This window comes from Sphingomonas hengshuiensis (assembly GCF_000935025.1).
Taxonomy (GTDB): domain Bacteria; phylum Pseudomonadota; class Alphaproteobacteria; order Sphingomonadales; family Sphingomonadaceae; genus Sphingomonas; species Sphingomonas hengshuiensis.
The window spans coordinates 2531838-2546057 of sequence record NZ_CP010836.1 but is presented as its reverse complement, the minus strand read 5'-3'; the positions used below and the strand labels follow the sequence as shown (position 1 = coordinate 2546057).

General features: G+C 68.7%; 15 protein-coding genes. 5 read left to right on the top strand and 10 right to left on the bottom strand.

What is annotated here, in order from left to right; all coding sequences use genetic code 11:
• Positions 1–185: 185 nt before the first annotated feature.
• The 4 genes from TS85_RS11185 to TS85_RS11170 are packed head-to-tail and all read right to left on the bottom strand — an operon-like array spanning position 186 to position 3388.
• Complete coding sequence (locus TS85_RS11185; protein WP_044332212.1) at positions 186–1223, bottom strand: hypothetical protein; 1038 nt, start codon at positions 1221–1223, stop codon at positions 186–188.
• Positions 1220–1645, bottom strand: a complete 426-nt coding sequence (locus tag TS85_RS11180) for a hypothetical protein (protein WP_044332211.1) — start codon at positions 1643–1645, stop codon at positions 1220–1222. Before TS85_RS11180 ends, TS85_RS11185 begins: the two co-directional genes overlap by 4 nt.
• Positions 1642–2982, bottom strand: a complete 1341-nt coding sequence (gene fliI, locus TS85_RS11175; protein ID WP_044332210.1) for a flagellar protein export ATPase FliI — start codon at positions 2980–2982, stop codon at positions 1642–1644. The genes TS85_RS11180 and fliI overlap by 4 nt, the downstream gene beginning before the upstream one ends.
• A 10-nt stretch (positions 2983–2992) precedes the next feature.
• Complete coding sequence (locus tag TS85_RS11170) at positions 2993–3388, bottom strand: flagellar biosynthesis repressor FlbT (protein ID WP_044332209.1); 396 nt, start codon at positions 3386–3388, stop codon at positions 2993–2995.
• A gap of 169 nt (positions 3389–3557) precedes the next feature.
• On the opposite strand from TS85_RS11170, the gene flgE reads away from it, so the two are divergent.
• The 3 genes from flgE to TS85_RS11155 are packed head-to-tail and all read left to right on the top strand — an operon-like array spanning position 3558 to position 7903.
• The gene (flgE, locus tag TS85_RS11165) at positions 3558–4859 is read left to right on the top strand and encodes a flagellar hook protein FlgE (RefSeq protein WP_227698763.1); all 1302 of its coding nucleotides are present in this window, start codon (positions 3558–3560) and stop codon (positions 4857–4859) included.
• Between the two features lie 28 nt (positions 4860–4887).
• Complete coding sequence (locus TS85_RS11160; protein WP_044332208.1) at positions 4888–6987, top strand: flagellar hook-associated protein FlgK; 2100 nt, start codon at positions 4888–4890, stop codon at positions 6985–6987.
• 10 nt (positions 6988–6997) lie between these two features.
• The gene (locus TS85_RS11155; protein WP_044332207.1) at positions 6998–7903 is read left to right on the top strand and encodes a flagellin N-terminal helical domain-containing protein; all 906 of its coding nucleotides are present in this window, start codon (positions 6998–7000) and stop codon (positions 7901–7903) included.
• A 191-nt stretch (positions 7904–8094) separates the two neighbouring features.
• Here TS85_RS11155 and TS85_RS11150 read toward each other — a convergent pair whose 3' ends face one another.
• Entirely contained in the window at positions 8095–9879 is a 1785-nt protein-coding gene (locus TS85_RS11150; protein ID WP_044332205.1) for a hypothetical protein, read from the bottom strand.
• Entirely contained in the window at positions 9879–10133 is a 255-nt protein-coding gene (locus TS85_RS11145; protein ID WP_044332203.1) for a hypothetical protein, read from the bottom strand. The genes TS85_RS11150 and TS85_RS11145 overlap by 1 nt, the downstream gene beginning before the upstream one ends.
• A gap of 95 nt (positions 10134–10228) precedes the next feature.
• On the opposite strand from TS85_RS11145, the gene TS85_RS11140 reads away from it, so the two are divergent.
• Positions 10229–10633, top strand: coding sequence for a hypothetical protein (locus TS85_RS11140; RefSeq protein WP_227698762.1), 405 nt, complete (start codon positions 10229–10231; stop codon positions 10631–10633).
• 248 nt (positions 10634–10881) lie between these two features.
• Here the strand turns inward: TS85_RS11140 and TS85_RS11135 are convergent, their stop codons facing one another.
• The 4 genes from TS85_RS11135 to TS85_RS11120 are packed head-to-tail and all read right to left on the bottom strand — an operon-like array spanning position 10882 to position 13350.
• Complete coding sequence (locus tag TS85_RS11135) at positions 10882–11397, bottom strand: magnesium transporter MgtE N-terminal domain-containing protein (protein ID WP_044332198.1); 516 nt, start codon at positions 11395–11397, stop codon at positions 10882–10884.
• Positions 11397–11786 (bottom strand): DUF6468 domain-containing protein, encoded by a 390-nt coding sequence (locus TS85_RS11130; protein WP_044332197.1) that lies wholly within the window; start codon positions 11784–11786, stop codon positions 11397–11399. The genes TS85_RS11135 and TS85_RS11130 overlap by 1 nt, the downstream gene beginning before the upstream one ends.
• A complete protein-coding gene (gene fliM, locus TS85_RS11125; RefSeq protein ID WP_044332196.1) occupies positions 11783–12805 on the bottom strand; it encodes a flagellar motor switch protein FliM in 1023 nt (340 codons plus the stop codon). Before fliM ends, TS85_RS11130 begins: the two co-directional genes overlap by 4 nt.
• Positions 12802–13350, bottom strand: a complete 549-nt coding sequence (locus TS85_RS11120) for a flagellar basal body-associated FliL family protein (RefSeq protein WP_052507857.1) — start codon at positions 13348–13350, stop codon at positions 12802–12804. Before TS85_RS11120 ends, fliM begins: the two co-directional genes overlap by 4 nt.
• 112 nt (positions 13351–13462) lie before the next feature.
• On the opposite strand from TS85_RS11120, the gene TS85_RS11115 reads away from it, so the two are divergent.
• Positions 13463–14203 carry a flagellar hook-basal body complex protein gene (locus TS85_RS11115; RefSeq protein WP_044332194.1) on the top strand — a complete coding sequence of 247 codons (741 nt, stop codon included), beginning with the start codon at positions 13463–13465 and terminating at the stop codon, positions 14201–14203.
• Positions 14204–14220 lie beyond the last annotated feature (17 nt).

Here is a 14220-nt window from a genome sequence, read left to right as displayed (position 1 = left end):
GGACTACTACCTATCCTATACTTAACGCGCCACGACGATGCGCTCGTGCTGCGCGGGCTGTGAGTGGAATATAATATCGCTATCACAGATGTTTAAGTCGACTTCGCGCGCGCCGAAAGCACGACGCCCGCGGTCTGGGCCGCGGGCGTCTGTTAATAAATTAGTGGATGAGATTCGACCGAATCTTAGGAATTGGCGAACTGCTGAGGCTTGATCCGGTCGTTTATGAAGCCGAGCAGCCATTGCCGGTGCGCCGCGCTCGCGTCGCCGGTCGACGCGATTCGCTGCTGCGCCGCGTCGGAGCCGATCTGCGCCGCCAGCAGCGTGCGTGCGCGATCCGAATCGATCCCGCCCGCCAGGAACCGGCGCGCGTCGCCGAGCCCGAGATGATGGCTGAGATACGCCGCCTTGGCCAAGGTCTCCGAATCGGCGCGCACGCGCACCCCCGATTTCTCCAGCCGGTCGAGATTGAGCTTGGCCAGATCGCCGATGCTGACGATCGCCGCCGCGGGATCATAGCGCAGCGCGAGCAGTTCGGCGCGGCTCGCCGGATCGACCTTGCCCTGCGGATCGAGCCAGCCGCGTCGGGCGGCTTCGTCGTTGAGCCAGCTCCCCTTGGTCTGCGCCAGATCCTGCCAGGTCCCGCTCAGGAACTGGCCAAGCCCTGCGGCGCTCGAACGCGGATTGCGCGAATGGATGTTCCAGCTGCCGTCGCGGCCCTTGGCGGCTTCGGCATCGACGATCGCCGCGAGCGCGGATGCGGGGATGCCGCTGCGCTGTGCGGCCACCGCGAACGCGCCCGCGAAACGCGCGTTGCTGCCCAGCTGCATTGCCGTCTCGGCGATCCCGGCGATCGGCGCGCGCGCCATCGCCGCGGGCGCGGACAGCACGTCGCGCGCGCCAGGGTCGGCGGCGTGGGAGCGGTTGGCATGGCATGCGCAGGTGCAGGTGCAGGCGCAGTGCCCGGTCGGCGCCTCCTGCGCGCCCGCCAGTGCGGGGGCGGGCATCGCTGCTTCGGCCTGCGGCTTGCCGCGCACCAGCTCGAGCAGCGAATCGATCGCCATACCTGGGGAGGTGATCGATCCGCCGTCGCGCGCTGGCTGGTCGGCATCGCCCAGCGCCGCGCGCCACAGACGGCTCGATAGTTCGGAGCGCGCTTCGGTGTAGATGACCTGCGCGCGCTGGGTCGGCGTCAGCGTGCCGAGATCGGGGCGCGGGATCATCGGCGTGCTCCCCGGATGCGGCGGGCGCGCAGGAATTGCGCGGCGGCGATGTCGTCGGCGGCGCTCTGTTCGGCGCTGGCGACGATGCGATCCTCTTCGTCCTGATGGCGCTCGGCGGCACCCTCGATCGCGCGCATCGTGCCATAGGCCTCGACCGCCTGCTCGCGCAGCCGGCGGAGCCGCGCGTCGGCCAGCACTGCGGCGTCGTGCAGCCGCATCCGCTCGCTCCGCATCCGCGCCGTCCAGGCATCGGATGCGACCGGCAGCGCATAGGCGAGCGCGCGCTCATCGATCATGCGAGTGTCGTGCGCGCGGCTGCGCGTCTCGATCTCGGTGATCCGCTCGATTTCAACGCTGATCGAAACGCGGACGGCGTCCACTTCGCGGCGTTGCACGCGAAGCGCGGTATCGAACGGAGTCATTGCACGGTCTCCAGCGCCGCCTCGGCGACGATTTCGGAAAGGGCTGTGAACGCGGCATCGGCGTTGCCGGGATCGTCCTTGCCCTGATTGATCAGCGCCTCGATGCGCGGAGCGAGTGCGACGGCGCGGTCGACTTCGGGCGACGATCCCGCCTTGTACGCGCCCAGCCGCACCATTTCCTCCATATCGGCATAGGTCGACAACAGCTTGCGCGCGGCGATCCGCGTGGCATTCGCCTCGGCGGACAGGCAGTGCGGCAGCGTGCGCGACACCGATTTGAGGACGTCGATCGCCGGGTAGCGGCCGCGCTCGGCGATCGCGCGGCGCATCACGACATGGCCGTCGAGAATGCCGCGCACGGCATCGGCGACGGGTTCGTTATGGTCGTCGCCGTCCACCAGCACGGTGAACAGTCCGGTGATCATGCCCTTGCCCGGCTCACCCGGCCCGGCGCGCTCCAGCAGGCGCGGCAGTTCGGCGAACACGGTGGGGGTATAGCCCTTGGTCGCGGGGGGCTCGCCGCTGGCTAGCCCGATTTCGCGCTGGGCCATGGCGAAGCGCGTGACCGAGTCCATCAGGCACAGCACGTTGAGGCCGCGGTCGCGAAAATGCTCGGCGACGGCGAGCGTCGTCCACGCCGCCTGGCGGCGCATCAGCGCGGGTTCGTCGGAGGTGGCGACGACCACCACCGATCGCGCCATGCCCTCCGGCCCCAGATCGTCCTCGATGAATTCCTGCACTTCGCGACCGCGCTCGCCGATCAGCCCGATCACCGCCACGTCGCACTGCGTCCACCGCGCGAGCATCGACAGCAGCACCGACTTGCCGACCCCCGAACCCGCGAACAGCCCGAGCCGCTGGCCCAGGCAAAGGGGCGCGAACAGATCGAGCGTGCGGACGCCGGTCTCGATCCGGGCACCCACGCGCGCGCGATTGGCGGCGGCGGGGGGAGGGGATTTGATCGGCTGCGGATCGGCGCCATTGGCGAGGCTGCCCATGCCGTCGATCGGGCGGCCCAGGCCGTCGATCATCCGGCCCAGCCACGCGGTCGACGGGCGGACCGTGAACTGCCCGGCGCCCAGATCGGCGCGCGCGCCCAGCCCGACGCCCTGCGGATCGACGAACGGCAGGCACAGCGCGACATCGCGGTCTAGCGCCGTCACTTCGGCCTGGACACAGCCATTGGCGGTCATGATCTCGACGCGGCTGCCGATCTGCGCGACGCCGGTGAGCCCTTCGACTTCGATCAGCGCGCCGCGCACCGCGACGACCCGGCCAAAGCGGCGATCGGGCACCATGTCGCGGATCGCGCGGGCGGCGCTGGCCAGCGTCTGCATCGTCCGGCCCTCAGGCGGCCTGTACGGAATCGAGCGCGGCGGTTTCGAACGCGATCAGCTCGCGCGCCGCCGCCAGCGCCTTGTAATAATCCCCCTGCGCGACGTCGTGCGCGAAGGCGAGGCACGCGGCGCGCGCTTCGGGCGCGGCCATCACCGTCACCAGCGTGCCGATCGAGCGGATGATCGCATCCTGGTGCCCGGCGCGGCCGGCGGGATCGATATAGGCGAGCATGGTCGAGAAATAGAGCTGGCGCGCGGTGGTCGTCGCTTCCTCGGGCTGCATCACTTCGCGCCCGCGCAGGATCGATACCTGGTTCTCGACGGCGATCTGGGTGCGGCCGACGGCGCGCAATACGGCGCCGTTGACGATCGCCTTTTCCCCGTCGCGAAGCGTGATGCGCAGCATGGTGGATAATCCCGTTATCGAGTGTCGCTGCTGCTATTATAGGAGCAATGATCGAACGCGGGCGCGGACCCGGCAATTTTTGCCGAGCGTTGGGAGTCGGCGGCGATCATCCTACAATAGACCATGGCCCAGCGCGTCCAGGCGCGGGCTTCGTCGGGAGTGCACAACCTTGAGCCTTTATTCCGCTCTTTATGCCGGCGTGTCCGGCCTCAGCGCGCATGCCAGCGCGATGGCGACCGTCGCGGACAACATCACCAACATCAACACGATCGGATACAAGGGCACCGAAGCCCAGTTCCGCACGCTCGTCACCGGCAACAATTCCGGCGGCACCTATGCCGCGGGCGGCGTGATGGCGGCCTCTACCGCGCAGATTTCGAAGCAGGGCCTGCTCCAGGCGTCGTCGAGCAACACCGACATCGCGATCGATGGCGGCGGCTTCTTCGTGACGCGTACCGGCGCGGCCGGCTCTGGTGAAGTCGCCTTTACCCGCGCAGGATCGTTCAAGCCCGACGAACAGGGCTATCTGCGCAATTCGAGCGGGCTGTATCTCTATGGCTGGCGGCTCGACGCCTCCGGCGCCTATACCAACACCGGCGCGGTGGCGGCGCTCCAGACGGTGCGAGTCAGTGACCTGACCGGGACCGCGGCGCCGACCACCAAGATCCAGGTACGGGCAAACCTGCAATCCTCCGCGACCGCCATCGCGGGTGCCTATACCGCCGGCGACATGGCCACGGGCACGGTGACGCCCCAGTTCCAGCGCTCGTTCGACGTCTATGACGCGCAGGGCAGCGCGCACCGGATCACGATGGCATATGCGAAAACCGGGTCGAACACCTGGGCGGCGGAGACCTATGCGGTGCCCGCCACCGACGTGACCGCGACCGACGGCGTGCTGGCCAGCGGCACGCTAAAGTTCAATTCGGACGGCAGTCTGGATCGCGCCGGATCGACCGCAGCGCTGTTCGACCCGCTGAGCATCAGTTGGACCAACGACGCGGCCTCGGTGCCGCTGAACGTCGAGTTGGGCAATGACGGCGGGATCGACGGGATCACCCAGTTCGGCAGCGAATCCGCGCTGATCTCATCGAACGTCGATGGCGGCATGCTGGGCAACCTGTCGTCGATCGAGATCAACAAGGCCGGCGTCGTCAAGGCGATCTTCGACGACGGCACGTCGCGCTCGGTGTTCCAGTTGCCGATCGCGACGTTCCAGAATCCCGACGGCCTCAGCAGCCTGTCGGGCAACGCCTACACGGTCAGCCAGGAATCGGGCAGCATGACGCTGAACCCGCCGGGCGCGCTGGGCGCGGGCGCGGTCTCGGCCAATGCGCTGGAGGCTTCGACGGTCGATCTCGCGGGCGAGTTCACCAACATGATCCGGTTTCAGCGTGCCTATAGCGCGTCGTCGAAGATCATCACGACGGTCGACGACATGCTGCGCGAAGTGAGCGACCTCAAGCGCTGATCTCCTGACTTAGGATTGGAACCCCGGCGTGTCGCTCTCGCAAGTTCTCGGCTCCGCGGTGTCCGGCCTGGCAGCAGCCCAGGCCGGGCTCCGCTCGGTATCGAACAACATCGCCAATGTCGGCGTCTCCGGCTATGCCCGCGAGCGGGTTTCGCTCACGACCGCGGTTACGTCGGGGCATGTCAACGGCGTCGTCGTCGGCGAGCCGACGCGCGTCGCGGATCGCTTCCTCGAGGCGACCGTCTATCGGCGTGCGGGGGATCATGGCCGCGCGGAAGTGACCGCCAATTACCTCGACCGGCTCCAGTCGCTGCTTGGCGAACCCGGCGCCGCCTCGGGGCTGCCCGCGCGGCTCGACGCGATCTCGGCATCGGCGGTGGCGATGACCGGATCGCAGTCGACGAGCCAGACGGCGGCGGCGTTCACCGCGGACGTCCAGGACGCGATCACGTCGATGCAGCAGCTCGACAGCGACGTGGAAGGGCTGCGCGGCGACGTGGAGTCCGAGGTCGGCTATTCGGTCGACAAGATCAACACGCTGCTGTCGCGCATCCATGACCTGAACGGCGCGGTATCGGCTGCGGTCGGGCAGGGGCGCAGCGCCGGCGGCTCCGCCGACCAGCGGATGAGCGCGATCGAGGAACTGAGCAGCCTGGTCTCGGTCACGGTGCGCGAACAGCCCGATGGCCGGGTCTCGATCGACACGGCTTCGGGACAGGTGCTGCTCGACAAGCGGCTCCGCCAGCTCTCCTACCCGATTGGCGGGCAGGGGACGTCGCAGCCAATCTATCCCAATATCGAAGTGCGCTTCGCCAATGACGACGGGACGCCCGGCGCATCGACCGGCGAGGCGCTCGAATCCTCGGCGGTCGGCGGCAAGCTGGGCGGGCTGCTCGACTTGCGCGACCGCGCGCTGCCGGCCTTTTCGGAGAAGCTCGGCGTGCTGTTCTCGGGCCTGGCGGAGACGCTCAACGCCGTGTCCAATGCCGGCACCACGGTTCCCGCGCCCGCGTCGCTCAAAGGGCGCAATACCGGGCTGGCGGGGAGCGACCGGCTGGGCTTCACCGGCGCCGCGACCTTTGCGGTTACGGCGGCGAACGGCACTTTGGTCGCGAAGACAAGCGTGGATTTCAGCGCGCTTCCGGCGACGGCGACGGTCGACGACATGGTCACCGCGATCAATAGCGGGCTGGGCGGCGCGGCGACCGCGAGCTTCGCCAATGGTGCCTTGACGCTGACGGCGACCGGCAGCGGAAACGGCGTCGTCGTCGCGCAGGACGCGACCACCCCCAGCGCGCGCGCCGGGGTGGGGGTGTCGCAATATTTCGGGCTCAACGACCTCGTCCGCAGCGACGCCAGTTCGCTGGTCCCCTCGGGTTTCGCAAGCAGCGACCCCCATGGCTTCGCTGCGGGCGAGACGACGCAGATCGTGCTGCGCGACACCACCGGGCGCGCGCTGACCAGCTACACGCTGACCGCGGCGGCGGGGGGCAGCTTCGGCGACCTTGCCGACGATCTCAACGCCAGCCCGCTCGGCAATTTCGGCACCTTCGCGCTCGACAGCCGCGGGCGGATGGGGTTCACCGCCGCCGCGACGGTGGCGGGGGCGACGCTGTCGATCCCTTCGGATTCGACCGATCGCCAGGGCACGGGCCGCAATTTTTCGGCGCTGATGGGGCTGAGCGGCGCGGCGAGCGGGCTGAGCACGGGCGAAGTCGATCCGACGATGCTCAACGACCCCGCGCGGCTGCCGCTGGCTCGGCTTCAGGAAAGCGCGGCGGTGGGCGCGAAGGCACTCGGGACGGGCGATGTGCGCGGCGCGACGGCATTCGTCGACCAGCTCGCCACCGCCGTCGACCTCGGCAAGGACGGTGTCACCACCGTCGAGCGCTTCTCCGCGACGCTGCTGGGGCGCACGGGGCTGGAGGCGGCACAGGCCCAGTCGAAGCTGGACGATGCGGGCGCGCGGCGCGACGACGCCGTCAACCGGCGCGACAGCTTTTCCGGCGTCAATATCGACGAGGAACTGGCGCAGATGGTGGTGCTCCAGAACAGCTATTCCGCCGCGGCGCGGGTGATCACCACCGCCACCGAAATGTACGACACGCTGCTCAACATGATCCGCTGAGGGAAGAACCATGAACCGCGTCGCCACCATTCCGCTCCAGCGCACCATGTCGGACGCGATCCAGCGTTCGCAGCAGAAGCTGGCGATCAGCCAGACGCGGCTGTCGACCGGCAAGAAGGCGTCCGATTTCGCCGATCTCGGCACCGAGACGGTGCGCAACCTCTCGGCACACAGCCTGCTCGCGCGGCAGGAGGCGCAATCGACGGTGTCCAAGCGCGTCGGCACCACGCTTTCGCTCTATCAGGGGCATCTGGAGGGCGTCGAATCGGCGGTCGCCAGCCTGCGCGAGCAGATCATCACGGCGGTCGGCACCGGCAAGGCTGCGGGCTTGCAGGAGGCGATCGAGACCGCGTTCGCGCAATATCGCTCGTCGCTCAATTCGGCCGAGGGCGGCACGCCGCTGTTCGGCGGGGCCCAGTCGGATACCACGCCCTTCGTCCCCGACACGCTGAGCGCCGTCGCTACGACCGACGCCGATTCCGCATTCCGAGACGACACGGTCCGTGCCAAGGCGCGAGTCGCCGACGGCGTCGACGTGACCTATGGCATCACCGCCAGCGCGATGGGCAAGGACCTGTACGCCGCCTTCCGCACGCTGGCCCAGGCCGGCTCGATCACCGAGACGCCGAATGCGGCGCAGTTGACTGCGCTGCAACAGGCGGTCGGCGAACTCGACAACGGGCTTGGCAGCCTGCGCGACGTCAATGCGGAGAATGGCCGCAAGCAGGTCCAGGTCGAGACGCTCACCCAGCGCGGCGAAGCGCGCGGGCTGCTGCTCTCGGGCGTGATCGAAAGCAACGAGGACGCCGATCTGGGTCAGGTCGCGGTCGACCTGGCGCAGCAGAAGACGATGCTCCAGGCGAGCTATTCGGTCTTCGCCCAGCTCTCCAGCCTGAGCCTCGTCAGCTACCTCTGACGCGCGCGCGCCGGATTTCCCCCCGGGTCGATGATCCGGCGAACGTGGCGAACGTTGCCCATAGCGATGCGATCCGGCAGCGATCGTCGCGGCAGGCGCTCGTTTATAAAAACGTTATTAATCAATGATATAAATGCGATATATGTGGCGGCGGCGGGACTGCGTGCTTCGCTGCCCCGCCAACCTCGCGCTCACTGCGTCGCGTCGAGCAGGTCGCCGATCTCGCCCGCCGGGCTGGCCTCGGGAATCGCGGCCATGGCGGCGGCGATCCGGGCCGGGTCGACCGATGCCGCGCCCTGCGTCAGCACGTCGAACGCCTCCGCACTCGGCAGCTTGGCGAAGCCGGCGGCGTAGCGCGCGCGCAACGCCTTCAGCGCATCCTCGCGGCCCAGCATCGCCAGCGCCACTGCCTGGCGGAGCACTGCCGCCTGCGAGGGTTCGCTCAGCCCGCGCGGCGCGGGCAGCCGCGCTTCGTTGGCGCTCGCAAAGGCCGCCCAATTCTTGGCACGCCACTGGATCTCGGCGCGCAGCGCATCATCGTCGCCGACATCGTCGAGCGCCGCCATCGCGGCTTCGTCCTTGCCCATCCGGTGCAGCGCGACGGCCTCCATGCGCTTGCGGTCCCGGCGCATCGCATCCGAATAGCTGGGCTGTTCGGTGTCGTGCAGCGCCTGGATCGCGCGCTCGGGCTTGCCCGCGAGGATGTGGAGTTCGGCGACCTTTACCGACATCGGCCCCTGCGCGACGTCCTGCATCCGCTGCATCAGCTGATATTCGAGCAGTTCGGCGGCGCGGGCATAGAGCCCGGCGGCCTCCAGCCGATCGGCGAGGCGGAGCACCAGTGCATCGCCCTCGACGCCGGCCGGCGCCAGCTCGCGATAATCCCAGTACAGCCCCGCCGCTTCGGGCAGCGGCACGCCGCTATCGGGTCCCAGCGTCGCGCTCAGCATCGCGCGGAGCGCGGCGAGCATCGGTGCGGATTCGGCGCCGAGCTTGAACCAGCGCAGCAGCGTCGCGCCGGCGCGCAGCGAACCGCGCAGATCGTGCGCCTCGTTCGCCAGCTTGAACTGCAACCGCAGCGCCCGTTCCTCGGTCTCGCCGCCGCGCCAGCTATAGCGCAGCACCTCGAGCTGCTTGATCGCATCGGCGGGCGGAAGCCGGTGCGTGGCAATCCGCGATTCGAGCAGCGCGAGCTGGATCGCCGGCTTTGTCGTGGCGTCGGCGTCACGCAGCGCGCGCTCGAGCCGCAGCGTGCCCTCGGGAAGCTTGCCGAGCGCCAGCAGCGCCCGCCCGCGCAGCGCATTGGCGGCTGAATCATTGTCTTCGAACAGCTTGAGCCATGCCAGCGCCGGTTGCGGCTGGCCCGCCGCGATCGCCGCTTCGGCTGCGGCGAGCACGAACGGCGCGCGGACGTCGCGGCTGCGGGCATTGATCGCGGGCAGCGCGCAGTTGATCGTGCGCACTGCCTCCACTGCCTCGCCCAGTGCGGCATGGGCGCGCATCCGCCAGGTGCACGCCTCTGGGTTGCCGGCCAGTTCGGCGGTTTCCAGCGCGGCCAGCGCGTCGGCATGATGGTCCGCCAGCGCGAGAGCGACGCCGCGGGCAAGCTGGAACTGGGGAACCAGCATCAGGTCGCGATCGCCGGTGCGCATCGTGTCGAGCACGCCCAGCGCCTCGGGGCCGCGCCCGGCGGCGATCAGCCCGACCGCGTAGTTCCATCGCGTCTGCTGGCGGCGCTCGGGCTTCGCCTTGGCGAGCTTTGCCCAGGCGGTCGCGCCGATGTCGCCGTGCCACGCCGCGGGGCCGGTGATTGCGGGCTGCTGCGCCAGCTCGGCCGCGAAGGGAAGGCCGGTCGGGGTCTGCGAGCTCGGCTTGGCGGCGGGCTCGGCTGCGTGCGTCTCGGCGGCGTGGGGAGGGGACGCAGACGGCGACGCCGCGGCGGTGCTGGCCGCGAGTGCGATCAGGGCTGCGCGCATCACCAGATCCCGAAGGGGCGGATGACCGCAAGCGCAACGCCCCCGCCCGCGCAGGCGAGGAGGAACAGCGCGGCACCCAGCACCGGAAGCCCGCCTGCGGCGGGGGCGGAAGGCGTGGCGGCACCGGGATTGGCGGGGTCGACCGTACCGGCAGCCGCCATGTCGGACGTAGGGGGCTGTTCGCCCCGGCGCTGGCCCGAACCGGCGTGTTCCTGGACGACACGCAGTTTGCCGGGGCGTTGATCGTAGCTCAAACGGGCACCTTCGCGATGAATTTCCTCTATTATAGAGCGATGGCCGCCGCTCTGGCGCGCTGGAGGACGGGAGATTTATGGTGCGCAGGGGACGCTTGGCGGCACTCGCGATAACGAGTGCGCTGGTGCCCTTTCTGGGCGCGGGCGCGCAGGCGTCGGGCGGCGGCGGCGGCGGTGCGGGGGCCGAAGGGCTGCATCTCGTCCCGATGGAGGAAATCACCGTGCCGGTGGTCGAGTTCGACCGCGTTACCGGCGCGCTGCGCTTCAAGCTGGTGCTGGAGGCCGCGAATGCCGAGGCGGCGGCCAAGGTGACGACCGAACTGCCGGCGCTGCGCGCGGCGACCGTTGCGGCTGCGCTGGAGTTCGCGCGGCTGAACGTGTCTGGCCTGCGGGCCGTCGATGTCGCGCAAATGGACCATGACCTGACTGCCGCGATCCACGCGAGTGCGCCGGGGGTATCGCGCGTGCTGATCGTGGAGGTGGGGGCCAATCGGGGGTGAGTTAGCGCCCCCGTGGACAACAGCAAAAGGCCTCGGCGCGCTTGGCGTGCCGAGGCCTTTTGCTGTGGTTTGCGGCTGGTGGGGCGGGGGATCGCATTTGCAGCGTCGTCGCCCTCACCCTTCCGCCGCTTCGCGGCTCCCTCCCTCTTCCGAGGGGAGAGGGATTTAAGCGTCCCTCTCCCCTTGTGGGAGAGGGAGGGAGCGCCGGAGGCGCGGAAGGGTGAGGGGGACCTCCGTGCGAATGGCGCCTACCGCGCCTTGCCCGGCGCCGCCGCCCCGGCCTTCGCGCTCTTGCGGGCCAGCGCCATGCTCAGCGCCGCCGCGCCCTTGGGCGACATCGCGGCGAGGATCATCGCGGTCGAGCGGTCGCGCATCCGCTGCGCCACTTTCATCTGCACTTCCATGTCGAGCTGTTCGAACACGACCGCAGCCTTGGCGGGTTTCATCGCCTGATAGATGCGCGCGAGCCCGTCGAACTGCGCCTCGGCGGCCTCGGCGCCGGCGGGGCCCGCCGCTTCCTTCTGCCGCGCCTCCAGCTCGGCCTGGAGCCGTGCCTCGGCGGCCTTCGCCGCTTGCTCGCGCAGGTCGAGCCCGCGGTTGCGCCGCGCGGCTGCGGCATCGTTCGCCTTCAGGTCCTTCTCGATCGAATTGCCGAGCCGGGTCTTGGGCTGGGCATCCTGCGGCGCGGTGAGCGCGGCGGCGTTCGCCACCACGGTCAGCGCGGCGGCGCCCGCCATCATCAGCAAAAGCGAGGGGCGTGCCATCACGCGGCCGCCTGTGCGGCGACGGGATCCTCGGCCGGCGCTTCGTCGTCAAAGGCAGTCGCGTTGCGCTGGCCATTGGCCAGCCCGACCGCAGTGACGATGCGCTCGCACGCCGAATCGGCGATCCCGGTCATCACGCTCAGCTCGTCGCACAGCATGCGTGCCTGCTCGACGACGCGCGCGTGCTGCGCGCAATCGGTGGCGAGCGTCTTCTTCATGTCGGACAGCACGATCCGCGCCTGGCCGGTCGCCTTTTCCAGCGCGTCGACCACCTGAGTCAGCGCGCCGTCCTTGACCGTGCGCAGGCTGCGCATCATCCGCACGCTCTGGATCAGCACGGCGGTACACAGGATCATCGTCAGCACATCGGCGACAATTGCGGGGCTCATGCCTTGGTCCTTTCGTTGGAAACATTCGAAACCAGCCGCACGGCGACCTTGCCGCTGCGCTGGCCGATCTGGGCGCGGGCCAGCGTCACGCCGCCGCTCGCGATATCGAGCGGGTCGTCGGGGCTCTTGTGGAGCTGGATCGTCTGGCCCACCGCGAGATGCTCGAGCGCGCTGAGCGGCATCCGCGTCTCGCCCAGCACGACGTTGACCGACACATTGGTCTTGCGGATCTCGGCGCCCATATGCGCCTCCCAGATGCTGTCGCGCCCGCTCTTCTCGCCCATGAAACGCTGGAGCAGCTTGTGCCGCACCGGCTCGAGCGCGGCATAGGGGAACAGCAGTGTGAAGCGTCCGCCACGCCCGTCCATGTCGACGCGAAAGGTGGCGACCGCGCACAGGTTGCTGGGGCCGGCGATCGCGGCGAAGCGCGGGTTGGTCTCGATCCGCTCGAGGTTCATCGTGATCGGCTCGATCGGGGCGAACGCCTCGGCAAAGTCGCGCAGCGCGAGGTCGAGCATGCGCGAGACCAGCCCGGTCTCGATCGTGGTGAAGGCGCGCCCGTCGATCAGCATCGGCGGATGCCCGCCGCGCCCGCCGAGCAGCGCGTCGACCACGGCATAGATCAGCCCGGATTCGACCGTGACGATGCCATAGCTTTCCCATTCGACGAACTGGAACACGCCGACCATCGCGGGCAGCGCGACACGGTTCATGAATTCGCCGAAGCGGATCGAGGTGACTTCCTCGAGGCTGACGTCGATCGCGTCCGAGGTCAGGTTGCGCATCGAGCTGGCAAAGGCGCGCACGACGCGGTCGCACACCACCTCCAGCATCGGCAGCCGCTCATGGCTGATGACCTTGGACTCGATGACCGCGCGAAGGCCCTTTTTGCGCTCGGTCGGGCCGCCGAAGTCGCCGAACAACGCGTCGATGTCGGACTGGTCGAACCGCGCATCGCCGCCACCGCCGCCTGCGGCGATCGGGGGTTCGGGCAGCTCGAAATCGTCTAGGTCGATCATTGCTGGATCAGGTCCTGGATCAAGATGTCCTTGACCACGCCGTCGCCGACCGCCGCCGTGGCGCGGACCAGCAGCTCTTCCTTGATCCGGAATACTGCGGCCGATCCCGCGAGGTCCTCGGGCCGCAGTTCGCGCAGGAAGGGCTGATAGGCGTCGAGGATCAACGGCACCTTTTCCTTCAGGACCTCCTCGGTCGCGTCGGGGCCCGGAACCAGCATGAAATGCAGCTTCAGGAAGCGCGCGGCGCCATCGGGCGAGCGGAGGTTGACGATCATCGGGGGCACGTCGAAAAATGCCGCCTCGCCTTCACCGCCCTCGCCGCCATGGTCGCCCTCGGCCTTGGCGGGCTTGGCATGCCCGGCCTCGACCTGCGCCTCTTCGCCCTCGGGCGTGGACCCGCCCGACAGCATCATGAACGCGCCACCGCCGCCGCCCAGCAGCATTGCCGCTGCAGCCGCGCCTATAATGATAAGCTTCTTCTTCGATTTTGCCGGGGGCGCGACAGGCGCTCCCTCTGCATCGACTTCGGCGATCTCGCTCGACATTCCCGTCCCTTCGAAAAATCCCCGCGTGCATCCGGGTCGGCTCAATTTCTCCTATTATAGGATCGTCACCCGGCAATTTCTGCCTAGCGACGAAAATTGAAGGACCGTCCCGTTGGACATTTCCTCTTATGTTTTGCTGAGCCAGGAACAGGCGCTGCGACGGCGGCTGGATGTCGCCGCGAATAACCTCGCCAATATGAATACGGTGGGGTTCAAGCGCGAACAGCCGGTGTTCCGCGAATATGTGGACCAGGGCGATACTGCCGTCGAGCCGACGCGCAAGACCTCCTATGTGCTCGATTACGGCGCTGTCCATGACACGTCGGCGGGCGCGTTTCAGCCGACCGGCAATCCGCTGGACGTGATGATCGATGGCCCCGGCTATTTGAGCGTCGAGGCGCCGGGTGGCGGCACTGCCTATACCCGCGCGGGCTTCGTCAAGGTGCTGGAGAATGGCGACCTCGCCACCGCGGGCGGGCAGCGCATCCTGGGCGCAGGCGGCAAGCCGATCAATGTGCCCCCCGAAGAGGCGGGCCAGCTTAACATTCTGTCCGATGGCACCGTGAACGGCGCCGCGGGGCCGCTGGGCCGGATCGCGGTGACGGTGTTCGCCGACGAGACATCGGTCGATCCGCGCGGCGACGGGCTGATGAACGGCACCGGCGGGCGCGAGCTGCCCGCCGCCGAAACCCGGCTGGTGAGCGGCGGGGTCGAGGGATCGAACGTCAATGCGATCCAGGAGACCACCGACATGGTCGAGATCCTGCGCGCCTACCAGACCAGCCAGAGCCTCGCGAACAGCATGTCCGACATGCGCAAGCAGGCAATCGACAAGCTCAGCCGCATCAGCTGAATTTCACGAAGGAAGAT